Source organism: Enterobacter cloacae complex sp. 394I7, assembly GCF_057320345.1.
In genome coordinates, this window is sequence record NZ_JBXWCR010000001.1 from 1,143,953 (window position 1) to 1,158,332 (window position 14,380).

Here is a 14,380-nt window from a genome sequence, read left to right on the forward strand (position 1 = left end):
TCTCCTGAGGTTATTTTTTTGCTTCGACACCGGATGCGTCTGAACGCAGCAGGAACTGTTCGGTGGTCTGTGGAATGTGGCGAATCAGCCAGTCGGCCATCTCGCGCTCTTCCGCCAGGATACTTTCGATGGCGGGCACGGAAGCCATGTCGCCCGCTTTTTTGGCCGCGGCCAGCAGGGAGGTGTAGCAGGCTATTTCAAACTGTTCGAAAACATAGCCGCTGATAGACCCTTTGACGATCTCATCAGAGGGGAACATCCCGCCAATGGATTGTCCGAGCGCCGCCATTTTACTCATCGAATCTTTTAAAACCGAACGAGAAATATCATTACGGTCGAGGATCTCTTCCAGTAAGGTAATTTGTCGCTTTGTTTCACTAATATGCTGCTCAATTCTGGCGCGAACATCGGGATAATTATCGATACGGCTGGCCATGGATTCCAGCATAGATTCGGCTTGCTTTTCCATCGCATGGGCATCGCGTAGCCAGTCATGGTAGTGTTCTACGTGATTCATTATAATGTCCTCATTATGGTGTCGCTTATTTGGTCTCACTCTCAGCAGCCTGATCGGCACGCGCAGCACTGTAGCCAGATAAATGGCCGACAATATTGGCGTAGATACTGATGATAATGACCCATAGCACGCTGCTCTTCCACCATAAAACGGAAGGGATAGCGAGTATGAACCATATTATTACTGCCGTTAAATGGCACCGTTTAATAGTCCTGGGACTGATGCTCATTTTATTTAACCTTTGCTATAGCGTCATTTTTGCGCTTTTTGGTTAATATTGCCTACGGCCAGGTCGGTAAGTTTAAGATCGGTTTCTTTCTCTTCTTCCAGCGTTTCGGCCAGAAGTTTAACGGCTTTTTTATAGCCCAGTTGTTCTGCTAATGTGGCGAGGGTACCGTAACTGGCAATTTCGTAATGCTCCACTTTTTGTGCTGCGGCAATTAATGCGGCGTCACGCACCTCATTTTTCTCGGTGCTCTCGATGACCTCATTGGCCTCTTCAATCAGGCCTTCCATTGCTACGCACTTCATACGCTTGAGCTTAAGGCCAGATTCTTGCTCGATAATCTGGTCGATACGCTCAATCTGTCCCTGCGTCTCTTCAAGGTGTGCACTAAAGGCTGCGCTCAGTTTTTCACTGGAGGCAGCACGAGCCAGTTTGCCGAGCGCGCGGGTCAGCTGCTTCTCAGCGCTGTAGGTATCGGACAGGAGGTGAATAAACACATCTTCGACACTTTTCATATTCATCATTACGCTCCGGTAAAATAAATAAAGAAGGGGTACTGCGAGCCTGGAGGCCCGCAGCATGCTCTCTGTTTTAAATAAAAGAGATTTACATCAGATCAGGAGTTTTTACGGCCACCACCGTGGCTGTTTTCTCCTCCTTTCTTACCTGCTTCAGATGCGCGTTGCGGATCGTTTTTAAAATTACCGCCGCTGTGCTGGCCACCTTTACGTCCAGCTTCTGATGCTTTTTCACGGTCTTGTGCGAAATTACCGGAACCACCACGATGCTCTGCCATATTAAACCTCATATATTGGTTATGTCAGTTAAGATACGAAAATATTCCGTATCACTCGTCGTTCGAATAATAACTTTAGTCGGTGTTTCATATTCGTCAAATATGTTTTGTAAACCATCGCTTCGTTGCTGAGATATTTCTGATGGTTAACGCTTCGTTTAATATGAATATATCCTGGATGGCTTGCGGTTAACTGTCTGTCTTCATGGGGTTAATCCGCGAGCTGCAGGGGATAACTGTTTTTCTTGCATTGTTTATGCCTGAAGCGCGTGCGGCAGTCTAAAAATTACAGATTAATCTTAAGGAGAAATATTGAAAATCCGCTTGTTGCGTTAACGAAATAAGATATATGCCACTAATATTTGTTTTTAATGAGATATTACCTCTTAAGATAATGCTATTTATTACCTCTTAATGGTTAAGCGATGAGGTTATTAATAATACAGTTTGATCAGAAAACGCTTTATTTAGAGAAGGTGAATCTGCCAGGTCATATGGGTGTCAGGGCAGGCCAGCACACGCTTTAACCACTCCTGTCTTAAGATCACAAATCGGAAATTCTTCCCCCCAGAGGGAACGGGTTTCTCTACACTCCAGGTAATATTCACTGGAGGCATGACATCATGGCGAACACCATCACGGCTGATGATATTCGGGAACACTTTTCGCAGGCTATGTCGGCGATGTACCAGCAGGAAGTTCCGCAGTACGGCACCTTGCTCGACCTGGTTGCGGACGTAAACCTGGCGGTTCTGGAAAATAACCCACTATTACATGAACAACTGGCGAACGCGGATGAACTGGCGCGCCTGAATGTGGAGCGTCACGGGGCGATCCGCGTGGGTACCGCGCAAGAGCTTTCGACCTTGCGTCGTATGTTTGCCATTATGGGCATGTACCCGGTCAGCTATTATGACCTCTCTCAGGCGGGCGTGCCCGTCCACTCCACGGCGTTTCGCCCGGTCGATGATGCGGCGCTGTGCCGAAATCCGTTTCGTATCTTTACCTCGCTGCTGCGCCTCGAATTGATTGACAACGTCGTCCTGCGTGAGCGCGCCGCGGAGATCCTGTCTCACCGCAATATCTTTACCCCGCGTTGTCTGGAGCTTATCGCGCTGCATGAGGCAGAAGGGCACTTTACGGATGCGCAGGCGCAGGCGTTTGTACAGGAGGCGTTAGAAACCTTCCGCTGGCATCGTCATGCGACGGTCGACCAGGAGACCTATCTGGCATTGCATAACGAGCACCGACTGATTGCGGATGTGGTCTGTTTCCCGGGGTGCCATATCAACCACCTCACGCCACGTACGCTGGATATTGACCGGGTGCAGGAGCTGATGCCGAAGTACGGGATTGAACCCAAAATTCTGATTGAAGGACCACCGCGCCGCGAGGTTCCCGTATTACTGCGCCAGACCAGCTTTAAAGCGCTGGAAGAGCCGGTGCTGTTTGCCGGGGAGCATACAGGAACGCATACCGCGCGCTTTGGCGAAATTGAACAGCGCGGCGTGGCGCTGACGCCAAAAGGTCGTGCGCTTTATGACAGCCTGCTTGCAGAGGCCGGTACCGGTAAAGACAACATGACGCACCAGCTCCATTTGCGCGAGATCTTCAGCGCCTTCCCGGACAGCGAATTGTTGATGCGCCGTCAGGAGCTGGCCTATTTCCGCTATCGCCTGACGCCATCCGGGGAAGCGCATCGACATGCGTTTCGTCCGGGAGACGATCCACAACCGTTAATTGAGCGCGGGTGGGTTGTCGCTCAGCCGATTACCTATGAAGATTTCCTCCCGGTCAGTGCCGCAGGGATTTTCCAGTCGAATCTGGGCAATGAAACCCAGGCGCGTAGCCACGGTAACGCCAGTCGCGACGCGTTCGAAGCGGCGCTGGGTTGCCCGGTGTACGATGAGTTCATGCTCTATCAGGAGGCTGAAATCCGCAGCAAACAGCGTTGCGGTTTGCTCTGAAATCGTTACTCTTCTGGGGTGTGATGGAAACAGAAGGTTGTTATGCAAAATCCCTCCGCCCCTGTGATTGAAACGCGCCAGGGCGCACTGTCTGGTTTAACGGATGAAAACGTTCATCTCTGGTGTGGTATTCCCTATGCGGCGCCTCCCGTTGGCAACTGGCGCTGGCGTTCGCCACGGCCGCCTGAACGCTGGGAGGGGCTGCGTCTGGCCACCGCTTTTTCGCCCTCAAGCTGGCAGAACAGTGAGTATTGCCAGGCGTTAGGCGGTGGCGACCCCGGCAGGTTTTCAGAAGATTGTCTGTATCTTAACGTCTGGTCACCCGTCGAGCGCCCGACGCCGCTTCCCGTCATGGTCTGGCTACACGGCGGGGGGTTTACCATTGGCGCGGGTGGCCTGCCGCCCTATAACGGTAAGGCGCTGGCAACGCGCGGCGTGGTGGTTGTGACGATCAATTACCGTCTTGGTCACCTTGGCTTCTTTGCCCATCCTGCGCTGGAGGGAGAAGAAGACCGGGTGGTGCATAACTTTGCGCTGCTGGATCAGATCGCTGCCCTTGAATGGGTTCGGGAGAATATTGCCGCTTTCGGTGGCGATCCTGACAACGTCACCCTGTTTGGCGAATCCGCCGGCGCGCGCAGCGTGCTGTCGCTGCTGGCGTCTCCGCTGGCGAAGGGACTCTTCCACAAGGCGATTGTGCAAAGCGGATACACCCTGCCGGATACGCCGCGGGAACAGGCCCTGCAAAAAGGGGAAGCGCTGGCGGCGCATTTCGGCCTTGAGGAGGCGTCAGCAGAACAGTTACGTGCCATTCCACCCGAAGCGTTCTGGCCGCTGGCCGCGCCGCTGAACATCGCCCCGGCCCCCATCGTCGGAGACTGTGTTCTGCCGGAATCAATGCTCGATGTGTTCTTTGCCGCGCGTCAGCATCCTGTTCCGGTGATGATCGGGTCGAACAGTGACGAAGCCAGCGTGATGGCGGTATTTGGTATCGATCTCGCCGGTCAGATCCAGAAGCTTCGCCGTGAACGTCGCTTTGGACTGGGGCTGATCAAACTGCTCTATCCGGGGGTGAAAGGGGATGTGGAGCTTGGCAGGCAGGTGTGCCGGGATATGGCTTTTACCACCATGGGATATGTGGTGATGCAGGCCCAGCAGCGCGTGGGCGGCTTGTGCTGGCGTTACTGGTTCGACTATGTGGCGGAAGCAGAGCACGCAACCTATATCAACGGTGCCTGGCACGGTAATGAGGTGCCGTACGTGTTTGACACCCTTGGTGAGATTGAGCCTTCCTGCCACTACGTTAATGCGCGAGACCGGCAATTCGCAGCGCAGGTTGCAGATTATTGGGTGAGTTTTGCGCGTGACGCCGGTCACCGGGAAAGTCTTCCTGGCCCGACGCACTGGCCGGCCTGTCGAAAAGGAAGGGACGTGCTGCTACGTATCGGCGTGAATAAACATGCAGGTTTCAGGCTTGAAAACCGCTTTATGCGCGCGCGCATGAGCCTCTTTAAGCGCGTCATGAAACACCATGTGAGCCTCGACTGAGCAGGCAGGCGCGAAACGCCGCCAGCCCATTTTCCTGGCCAGGCGATTCGCGCAGAACCAGTCTGTAGCTCGCACCCGTTTTAATGCTGCTCTCAAAAGGTCGCGCCAGCCTTCCGGCGCGGACATCTTCTTCCACCAGCGTTTCGTCAGCAATGGCCACCCCCAGCCCCTGAATGGCGGCCGTGATGGCAAGGTCCATCGTGTCGAAGTGTTGATTTTTGTGCATAACAACCCCCGGGCCTTCCTGCTTCGCCAGCCACAATGACCAGTCTGTCTTATCCCGTGTCGGGTGAAGGAAGGTTAACGCACCCAGTTCGCAACCTGCTCGCAGGGGGCTCATTACCGGGGTTAACGCCTCTTCAAACAGCAGATCGCCCGCGCTCATATGGGTGCCAAATACAATGGCCGCGTCGTAAGATTCCGTTTTGAAATTGACGTTATGGTCCGTAGTGGTGGTCAATGCTATCTGCAGATCCGGCTGCTCGCGTTCCACCTCCAGCAGACGAGGCACCAGCCAGCGCATGGCGCAGGTGGGTGCTTTGAGTCGGATCACGGTTTGCTGGGTACGGGCCCGATCGGCCAGGGTCAGCAGCGTTTCAAAAGTGGATTGCAATTCCGGAAGCAGGGCGCTGCCCTGTGGGGAGAGGCGCAGGCCGCGCGCATGGCGCTCGAACAGCGGAAAGCCGAACCACGCTTCAAGGGTGGCGATTTTGCGACTTACGGCTCCCTGCGTCAGACAGAGTTCTGTTGCGGCATGGGTCAGATTCAGATGACGCGCGGTGACTAAAAAGGCGTCGATGGCATTAAGCGGGAGCGAACGGCGCGACATTAAACACCTCAGGTATGCGTTTTTCTCATGGCTATTATGACAACAATTCGATTGTCCCGACAACTGACTTGTTGTTTGAATAGTTATGCATTTATCATGAGAAAGGAAAGAGGATGACGTTACACACTCCGGTGCACACCCGTTCCAAATTACCCGATGTGGGGACCACGATTTTTACCGTTATCGGCCAGCTCTCCGCCCGGCATAACGCCATCAATCTTTCTCAGGGTGCACCCAATTTTTCCTGCGATCCCAAACTGGTCGCCGGGGTGACCCGGGCGATGGAGGCAGGGCACAACCAGTACGCGGCAATGACCGGCCTGCAGCCGCTTAAAGAGCGTATTGCGGATAAAATTGCCACCCTCTACGGCACGCACTATGACCCGGCCAGCGAAGTGCTGGTCACCGCCAGTGCCAGTGAAGGACTCTATTCGGCGATCAGCGGGCTGGTGCACCCGGGCGACGAAGTGATCTACTTTGAACCGTCGTTTGACAGTTACGCCCCGATTGTTCGCCTGCAGGGGGCCACGCCGGTTGCCATTAAACTGACGGTGCCGGATTTTGCCGTCAACTGGGATGAAGTCCGTGCGGCGATCACCCCACGTACGCGCATGATTATCATCAATACCCCGCATAACCCGAGCGGGCAGGTCTTTTCAGCAGAGGACCTGCAGCAGCTGGTGGCGGTGACCCGCAATACCGATATCATTATTTTGTCTGACGAAGTGTACGAACACGTCGTCTTTGATGGTGAACCGCACCACGGTATGGCGACACATCCGCAGCTGGCGGAGCGGAGCGTCATTATCTCTTCCTTCGGAAAAACCTATCACGTGACCGGCTGGCGCGTGGGTTACTGTGTTGCTCCGGCGGTACTGATGGATGAGATTTGTAAAGTCCATCAATTTCTGATGTTTTCTGCCGATACGCCAATGCAGCATGCGTTTGCAGAGCACATGATTGACCCGCAAACCTGGCTGTCGCTGGCGGCGTTTTATCAGCGCAAACGCGATCTGCTGCAAAGTTTGCTGGAAGCATCACCGTTCAGACTCTTGCCGAGCGCCGGTTCGTTTTTCCTGCTGGCCGACTACAGCCAGTTTAGCGATGAGCGCGACAGTGAACTGGTGAAACGGCTGATCGTTGAATATGGAGTGGCCACCATTCCGCTGTCGGCGTTTTATGCGGATGGTACGGATAATAAATTGATTCGTCTCTCTTTTGCGAAAGATGAGGCGACGTTACGGGCAGGTGCCCAGGCCCTGTGTCGGGTTAAACCACGCTAAGGAGTTGGAGATGAAATTACGCGCGTTAGTTGTCGGCATGGGATTGCTGTGTACGTTTTCGTCATTCGCGGCTACCGAACTGCGGTACGGGCTGGAGGCGGAATATCCGCCGTTTGAAAGCCGAAATGCTGCTGGCGAACTGGAAGGGTTTGACGTTGAGCTGGGCAATGCCATCTGCAAAGCCGCAGCGCTGAAATGCACCTGGGTTGAAACCTCTTTTGATGCGTTAATACCGGGCCTGGTGGCGAAGAAATTTGATGCCATTAACTCGGCGATGAACATCACCGAACAGCGACGTAAAAGTATTGATTTTACCCAGCCGATTTACCGCATCCCGTCGCAGCTCGTTGGCAAGGCCGGTACCGCGGTAGAGGCAACGCCCGCGGGGCTTAAGGGCAAAACCATCGGTGTCCTGCAGGGCTCAATTCAGGAAACCTACGCGAAAGAGCACTGGGAAAAGCAGGGTGTCACCGTGGTGTCTTATAAAGATCAGAATATGGCCTGGGGCGATCTGCTGAATGGCCGTATCGACGCCTCGCTGGTTATGTCCGCGGCCGGGCAGGCAGGTTTCCTCAGCAAGCCGCAGGGGAAAGGGTTTGGCTTTATCGGCAAACCGGTGTCGGACGACACTATCCTCGGCAGTGGGATCGGCTTTGGGTTGCGTAAAGGGGACGAGGCCACCAAAAAGCAACTTGATGCCGCAATTGATAAAGTGCGTGCCGATGGCACGATCGCTAAACTCGCTGATAAGTACTTCCCAGGTATCGATGTCAGCGTAAAATAACCGCCTCATTTGCCCCGACTGACGATGTCCAGCCGGGGCATTTTTATACACGTCTTTATACCTTTCTTTACACCTTTTTCGGGTCGTTCTGGTCGACAGAAAATATTTCGCACTTTGTACAGATAATCGCCGCCCAACAATTGGATTCTTAACCATTTTTGTTTAGGCTGTGCGTTCTTTCTTGCCGTCATTTCGCCGAGTGCGAAACACATTCACACGACCATAAGGACGTTTTTCCAGGCATGAATCGCAGACGTTTTCTAAAAGGCTCGCTGGCAATGGCAGCCCTGAGCGGCACAACTGGCCTTGCTTCCCTGTTTTCCAAAGCGGCTTACGCTGCTGACTCTGACATTGCTGACGGTCAGAGCCGTCGTTTTGACTTCTCCGTACTGCAATCCATGGCCCATGACCTGGCGAAAACCTCGTGGGGCGGAGCACCGCGACCGTTACCGGACACGCTGGCGACCATGACGCCGCAGGCCTATAACGCCATCCGTTACGATGAAAAACAGTCACTGTGGAATAACATTGAAGGCCGTCAGCTGGACGTGCAGTTCTTCCATATGGGCATGGGTTTCCGTCGCCGCGTGCGCATGTTCTCGCTGGATCAGTCAACGTCACAGGCGCGCGAAATCCACTTCCGTCCTGAGCTGTTCAGCTACGGTGAAACCGGTGTTGATACGAAGCAGCTGGAAGGGCAAAGCGATCTTGGGTTTGCCGGTTTCCGTGCCTTCAAGGCACCGGAACTGGCGCGTCGCGATATCGTCTCATTCCTGGGGGCGAGCTATTTCCGTGCGGTTGATGATACCTATCAGTATGGTCTTTCCGCGCGGGGTCTGGCGGTGGATACCTTTACCGACACGCCGGAAGAGTTCCCTGACTTCACCGCGTTCTGGTTTGAAACCGTCAAACCGGGCGACACCACCTTCACCGTCTATACGCTGCTGGACAGCCCAAGCATCACCGGTGCGTATAAGTTCGTGATCCACTGCGAGAAGAGCCAGGTGATCATGGAGGTGGAAAACCATCTCTATGCGCGTAAAGACATTAAACAGCTCGGCATTGCGCCGATGACCAGTATGTTCAGCTGCGGTACAAACGAACGCCGCATGTGCGATACCATCCACCCGCAAATTCATGACTCCGACCGTCTCGCCATGTGGCGCGGTAACGGGGAGTGGATTTGCCGTCCGCTGAACAACCCGCAGAAGCTGCAGTTCAATGCGTTTGTGGACAAAAACCCGAAAGGGTTCGGCTTGCTCCAGCTCGATCGCGATTTCTCGCATTATCAGGACGTCATGGGCTGGTATAACAAACGCCCAGGCCTCTGGGTGGAGCCGCGTAACGACTGGGGTAAAGGTGCGGTTGGCCTGATGGAGATCCCGACAACGGGTGAAACACTGGATAACGTGGTCTGCTTCTGGCAGCCAGAAAAACCGGTGAAAGCGGGCGATGAGCTGGACTTTAAATACCGTCTTTACTGGAGCGCCATGCCGCCGGTCCGTTCCCCACTGGCGAATGTCTTTGCGACCCGCACCGGTATGGGTGGGTTCCCGGAAGGCTGGGCGCCGGGCGAAAACTACCCGAAAGTGTGGGCCCGTCGCTTTGCTATCGACTTCGTCGGGGGCGATCTGAAAGCTGCCGCGCCAAAAGGCATTGAGCCGGTCATTACCCTCTCCAGCGGCGAAGCGAAGCAGGTTGAGATCCTCTACGTTGAGCCGTTTGACGGCTATCGCATTCTGTTCGACTGGTATCCTACCTCGGATTCGACCGAACCGGTGGACATGCGCCTGTTCCTGCGCTGCCAGGGGGATGCGATCAGTGAGACCTGGCTGTATCAGTATTTCCCGCCTGCGCCGGACAAACGTAACTACGTTGACGATCGCATCATGCGTTGACCATTTATTCCCTCTCCCCGGCGGGGAGAGGGTGACGGGAAGGGACCATGACCGCCACTGAATCTGAAATTATCCCGGTGACTGACCATCTCGAGCTTCGCGCCGTCGAAGAGCGCTATACCGCCGATCTGCACAACATGGTCATCAGAAACAAAGCCTGGCTGCAAACCGCCTTTGACTGGGCGCAGCATGTGGGCACCGAAGATGACACCCGTCGTAATGTGCTGAGTAATCAGATGCTGCACCAGCGCGGCTACGCCAAAATGTTTCTGATTTTCAAGGATGAGGACCTGGTCGGCGTGCTGTCGTTTAATGCGATTGAACCCGCCAACAAAGCCGGATACATCGGTTACTGGCTGGATGAGGCGCATCAGGGACAGGGCATTCTGTCGCAGGCGCTGCAGGCATTTATGCGCTATTACGTCGAGCGAGGCGAGATCCGCCGTTTTGTCATTAAGTGTCGGGTGGCGAATAAACCCAGCAACAACGTTGCCCTGCGCAACGGTTTTACGCTGGAGGGGTGCCTGCGGGAAGCAGAGTTCCTGAATGGCCGTTTTGACGATGTGAATCTCTACGGCAAAATTTACCCGCTATAACGCCCCCAACAGAGGCGTACGGGTGATGCGCTGGTCGCCGTTAATAACTTTTTCTCCGCGCAGGTGGATGTTCTCACCGGCAAAAGCCTCAATCACCGCATCGTCGGTGATTTCAACCCGATGCTCAATAAGCACATCGCCGCTGATACGCGCCCGCCCCTGGATCACGACCTTATCGTCAAGCAGGATAGGGCCGCCGCGCAGCCAGGCCTGACCGCCAATCAGGACGTGGTGTTTAATGACACAATTTCCTTCCACCACCGCGTTCTCTGCCACCTGAGAGCTGTAGCGGACGGTAGGGATGGCATCGTCGTCAAAACCGGCAATGACGCGGGCGTTACCGTACACTTTTGCGCAGTCACATACCCAGACGTTATTGAGATCGTTGCCTTCGAGGATGGCGCTGTCGAAAACTTCCGCCCGGTGTTCAACGAAGGCATAATTAACCATTGCTTCGCCGTAGATTTGCGCCTGATGCACAATGCGTGACTGGCTCACCGTCGCCTTGTCATAAATTTTCAGGATCTGCTCATGGTCCGGCGTAAGCCCTTTGGCAGCAATCACCACGCTGTTATGAAGCACCCGCGCCTCGCCGAAAATATGGCATTCGCCGCGCACACAGGATTGCTGTATCGTGACGTTGTCACTTATGCGCGCACCGTGACTGACCTCCGCGCCGTCCAGCCAGCAGTTGTCGCCAATCTGCGCGTCATGACTGACGATGCAAGGCAGGGTAAGGCGCGCGTTGCCGGACACCGTCGCACCGGCAAAGACGACGCTGTTTTCATCGTAGATCCAGCAGTCGCCTTCGTGCGCGAGGGCGCTCTCATCTTCAACCCAGCCGCCTTTCGTGCCGCTCACGATGTCGTTAAAATTCGCCGTGGCAATAATCTGTCGTAACGACGTCGTGTGCGTTGTCTCGCCGTTTTTCCATTGCCAGAGGCGGGTGTCCTCGCTGAGCCTGTACTTTTTCATCATGGAGTCTCGGGTAAGCGTCTCCACTAAACGTAGCAAACTTTCGGCGTTTCGTAGTGCTGGCATCCGTCGCGGAAACCCCTTAAAATGGCATTTAAAATACATTTTAAAAATTCAAATTAATGAATAAAAATAACAACGCTCAACAAGTGCTTAACCTGCCCGCGGGTTACTTCGGTATGGTGCTTGGCATCATTGGGATGGGGTTCGCCTGGCGATACGCCAGCACGCTCTGGCCCGTAACGCGCTGGCCTGGTGAGAGCCTGGTGGCCCTTGCGATTGTGATTTGGTTTTTGCTGACGGTGGCGTTTATCGCCCGGGCGATCCGTTTCCCGCGAAGTGTGCTGGCCGAGATGCGCCACCCGGTGATGAGCAGTTTTGTCAGCCTTTTTCCCGCCACAACGATGCTGGTCGCCATCGGTTTTGTGCCCTGGCTGCGCCCGGTGTCACTGGTGTTATTTGGCGTCGGGGTGGTGATACAGCTGGCTTATGCTGCCTGGCAAAGCGCCGGATTATGGCGCGGTAACCATCCGCAAGAGGCCACCACGCCGGGGTTATATCTGCCCACGGTAGCAAACAACTTTATCAGCGCCATGGCGTGCGGCGCGCTGGGGTTTAACGATGCCGGGCTGGTGTTTCTCGGGGCGGGCGTTTTTTCCTGGCTCAGCCTTGAGCCGGTAATTTTGCAACGACTTCGTAGCGCCGGGGAGTTGCCTTCCGCGCTGCGAACCTCGCTGGGTATTCAGCTGGCCCCCGCGCTGGTGGCCTGCAGCGCCTGGTTTAGCGTCAATGGCGGTGAGGCGGATACATTCGCCAAAATGCTGTTCGGCTACGGCCTGTTGCAACTGCTGTTTATGTTACGGCTGATGCCATGGTATTTATCCCAGCCGTTTAACGCCTCGTTCTGGAGCTTCTCATTTGGCGTGTCGGCCCTGGCCACCACGGGGCTTCATCTTGGGCAGAGCAGTCCGTCGGGCTTTTTCCACGCCATTGCCGTCCCACTGTTTATCTTTACCAATGTCATCATCGGGATGCTGCTGGTACGAACGTTTATCTTGCTGATACAGGGCAAACTTCTGGTGCGCACTGATAAAGCGCTGCTTATGCAATCTGAGGAAAAATAATGGCTGTTGATGAAAATTACTTCACAGAGAAATATGGCTTAACCCGTACGCACTCAGAAGTGCTGTACAGCGCGGGCATTGTGAAACCGGGTAAAACGCTGGATCTGGGCTGTGGTAACGGGCGTAACAGCCTCTATCTGGCAGCCAACGGTTACGACGTGACCGCGTGGGATAAAAATCCCCTGAGTATCGATAATATTGAGCGTATCAAAGCGGAAGAAGGCATCGTAAACCTGCAGACGGCAATCAAAGATCTGAACAACCTGAGCTTTGAGGGCGAATACAATTTTATTCTCTCTACCGTGGTGCTGATGTTCCTGGAAGCGAAAACCATTCCGGGCCTGATCGGCAATATGCAGCGCTGCACCAGACCCGGCGGTTATAACCTGATTGTTGCCGCGATGGACACGGCGGATTACCCGTGCACCGTCGGCTTCCCGTTTGCGTTCAAAAGCGGTGAACTGAGCAACTACTACGAGGGCTGGGCGTTGCTCAAGTACAACGAAGAGGTGGGCGAACTGCACCGCACCGACGAGAACGGTAACCGCATCAAACTGCGTTTTGCCACGCTGCTGGCGCGCAAGCCCGCTTAACGGGCGGCCAGCAGGCAGAGCTGCAGGGCCGTGTTGTATGAGGCCTCGAACGACGACAGCGGCAAAAACTCAAACTTCGAGTGGAAGTTATGCGCGCCGGTGAAGAAGTTTGGCGTGAGCAGGCCTTTTGCCGAGAGCGCTGCGCCGTCAGTACCGCCGCGCATTGGCGTCGGTTTGGGCGTGATCCCAAGGGATTCTATGGCCTCAAACATCAGGTCGATAGCGCGACGATCCTCACCAATCGCATTGCTGATATTGCTGTAGGTATCTTCAATGCGATACTCCACCTTTGCCGTAGGATGCTGTCCGGCAATCAACGCCGCGGCATCGGCAATCTGCTGCTTGCGGGCGGCAAAATTTGCTTTATCGAAATCACGGATATTCGCTTTTAAGACGGCCTCGTTTTGCCCCGCCTGAATGCCGTTAAACCAGATATAGCCTTCACGCCCCTCGGTGCATTCCGGGGTTTGCTGGCGGTCAAAATGGCTGATGAAGTCTGTCGCCATCAGCAGTGGGTTAACCAGCACGCCTTTGGCGGACATGGGGTGAGCCGTTACGCCGGTAAAGCGAATTTCTGCCGCCGCGGCGTTGAAGTTCTCGTAAACAATCTCACCCAGCTCACAGCAGTCGATGGTCCAGGCAAAATCAACGTCAAAACGGTTTAGATCCAGCGCCTTCGCGCCACACAGGCCGATCTCCTCATCCGGCACAAACGCGACCACAATGTCGCCATGCTGATGTTCTGGCGTCAGATTTTCCAGCAGCGTCATGACCACGGTGACGGCGGCTTTATTATCTGCGCCTAATACGCTGGTCCCGTCGCTGAAAATAATCTCTTCACCCGGGTAAGCCAGAATTTCCGGATGCTCTTTTACGCGTAACCAGATTGATTTCTCTTTATTCAAACAGAGGTCTTCACCCGTAAATTTTAATATTTGTGGATGAATATCCGGTGATAAACCGACATCGACGGTATCAATATGGGTAATAAAACCGATGCGTGGCGCCCCGGCTACATTACCTTTTTTAACCGCAGTAACCGTCGCGTATTCATCAATGACAATATCGTCTAAACCCAGCTGCGCCAGCTCCTGGGCTAGCTCACGCGCCATGTCGTGCTGGCCCGGCGTAGAGGGAAGGGTGTTCACTCTGGGATCGCTCTGGCTGGTGATGGCGAGATAGCGGAAGAAGCGGTGCGTTAATTGTCTGGAGAGTGCCGAGCCCATAGTGATTCCTTCTGTATT

At 54.5% G+C, this 14,380-nt stretch carries 15 protein-coding genes; 8 read left to right on the forward strand and 7 right to left on the reverse strand.

Annotation, left to right across the window (positions count from 1 at the left end):
- Positions 1-10: 10 nt before the first annotated feature.
- From AC2FAP_RS05505 to AC2FAP_RS05520, 4 genes are all read right to left on the reverse strand, one after another.
- Positions 11-517 carry a ferritin-like domain-containing protein gene (locus AC2FAP_RS05505; protein WP_014170004.1) on the reverse strand — a complete coding sequence of 169 codons (507 nt, stop codon included), beginning with the start codon at positions 515-517 and terminating at the stop codon, positions 11-13.
- A 25-nt stretch (positions 518-542) separates the two neighbouring features.
- Positions 543-746, reverse strand: a complete 204-nt coding sequence (locus AC2FAP_RS05510; RefSeq protein ID WP_449541638.1) for a hypothetical protein — start codon at positions 744-746, stop codon at positions 543-545.
- Positions 747-769: 23 nt separating this feature from the next.
- A complete protein-coding gene (locus AC2FAP_RS05515) occupies positions 770-1,264 on the reverse strand; it encodes a YciE/YciF ferroxidase family protein (protein ID WP_020884188.1) in 495 nt (164 codons plus the stop codon).
- A gap of 95 nt (positions 1,265-1,359) precedes the next feature.
- On the reverse strand, positions 1,360-1,539 hold the full coding sequence (locus AC2FAP_RS05520; protein ID WP_020884187.1) for a con-10 family general stress protein: 180 nt from the start codon (positions 1,537-1,539) through the stop codon (positions 1,360-1,362).
- 623 nt (positions 1,540-2,162) lie between these two features.
- Between AC2FAP_RS05520 and hglS the strand changes: the two genes are divergently transcribed.
- The gene (hglS, locus tag AC2FAP_RS05525; protein ID WP_014170009.1) at positions 2,163-3,506 is read left to right on the forward strand and encodes a 2-oxoadipate dioxygenase/decarboxylase HglS; all 1,344 of its coding nucleotides are present in this window, start codon (positions 2,163-2,165) and stop codon (positions 3,504-3,506) included.
- 42 nt (positions 3,507-3,548) lie between these two features.
- The gene (locus AC2FAP_RS05530) at positions 3,549-5,054 is read left to right on the forward strand and encodes a carboxylesterase/lipase family protein (protein ID WP_050736770.1); all 1,506 of its coding nucleotides are present in this window, start codon (positions 3,549-3,551) and stop codon (positions 5,052-5,054) included.
- Here the strand turns inward: AC2FAP_RS05530 and AC2FAP_RS05535 are convergent.
- Positions 5,026-5,883 (reverse strand): LysR family transcriptional regulator, encoded by an 858-nt coding sequence (locus AC2FAP_RS05535; protein ID WP_020884185.1) that lies wholly within the window; start codon positions 5,881-5,883, stop codon positions 5,026-5,028. The two genes, AC2FAP_RS05530 and AC2FAP_RS05535, sit on opposite strands and share 29 nt — an antisense overlap.
- A 113-nt stretch (positions 5,884-5,996) precedes the next feature.
- Here AC2FAP_RS05535 and AC2FAP_RS05540 point away from each other — a divergent pair, with 113 nt between their 5' ends.
- The 4 genes from AC2FAP_RS05540 (at position 5,997) to rimL (ending at position 10,444) form a co-directional block, all read left to right on the forward strand.
- Positions 5,997-7,166 carry a pyridoxal phosphate-dependent aminotransferase gene (locus AC2FAP_RS05540; RefSeq protein WP_014170012.1) on the forward strand — a complete coding sequence of 390 codons (1,170 nt, stop codon included), beginning with the start codon at positions 5,997-5,999 and terminating at the stop codon, positions 7,164-7,166.
- A gap of 10 nt (positions 7,167-7,176) precedes the next feature.
- Positions 7,177-7,950: a transporter substrate-binding domain-containing protein gene (locus AC2FAP_RS05545; RefSeq protein WP_025204230.1), complete on the forward strand. Its 774-nt coding sequence runs from the start codon at positions 7,177-7,179 to the stop codon at positions 7,948-7,950.
- 242 nt (positions 7,951-8,192) lie between these two features.
- A complete protein-coding gene (locus tag AC2FAP_RS05550; protein WP_049022859.1) occupies positions 8,193-9,848 on the forward strand; it encodes a glucan biosynthesis protein D in 1,656 nt (551 codons plus the stop codon).
- Positions 9,849-9,895: 47 nt separating this feature from the next.
- Positions 9,896-10,444: a 50S ribosomal protein L7/L12-serine acetyltransferase gene (rimL, locus tag AC2FAP_RS05555; protein ID WP_063214482.1), complete on the forward strand. Its 549-nt coding sequence runs from the start codon at positions 9,896-9,898 to the stop codon at positions 10,442-10,444.
- On the opposite strand, the gene ydcK is transcribed toward rimL, so the two are convergent.
- Positions 10,439-11,419, reverse strand: a complete 981-nt coding sequence (ydcK, locus tag AC2FAP_RS05560) for a YdcK family protein (RefSeq protein WP_025204226.1) — start codon at positions 11,417-11,419, stop codon at positions 10,439-10,441. The genes rimL and ydcK overlap by 6 nt on opposite strands.
- 122 nt (positions 11,420-11,541) lie before the next feature.
- Here ydcK and tehA point away from each other — a divergent pair, with 122 nt between their 5' ends.
- Entirely contained in the window at positions 11,542-12,543 is a 1,002-nt protein-coding gene (gene tehA / locus AC2FAP_RS05565) for a dicarboxylate transporter/tellurite-resistance protein TehA (protein ID WP_047744633.1), read from the forward strand.
- Positions 12,543-13,136 carry a tellurite resistance methyltransferase TehB gene (tehB, locus tag AC2FAP_RS05570; protein ID WP_049022857.1) on the forward strand — a complete coding sequence of 198 codons (594 nt, stop codon included), beginning with the start codon at positions 12,543-12,545 and terminating at the stop codon, positions 13,134-13,136. The genes tehA and tehB overlap by 1 nt, the downstream gene beginning before the upstream one ends.
- On the opposite strand, the gene pepT is transcribed toward tehB, so the two are convergent.
- On the reverse strand, positions 13,133-14,362 hold the full coding sequence (gene pepT, locus AC2FAP_RS05575; protein WP_449541639.1) for a peptidase T: 1,230 nt from the start codon (positions 14,360-14,362) through the stop codon (positions 13,133-13,135). The genes tehB and pepT overlap by 4 nt on opposite strands.
- Positions 14,363-14,380: the final 18 nt, after the last annotated feature.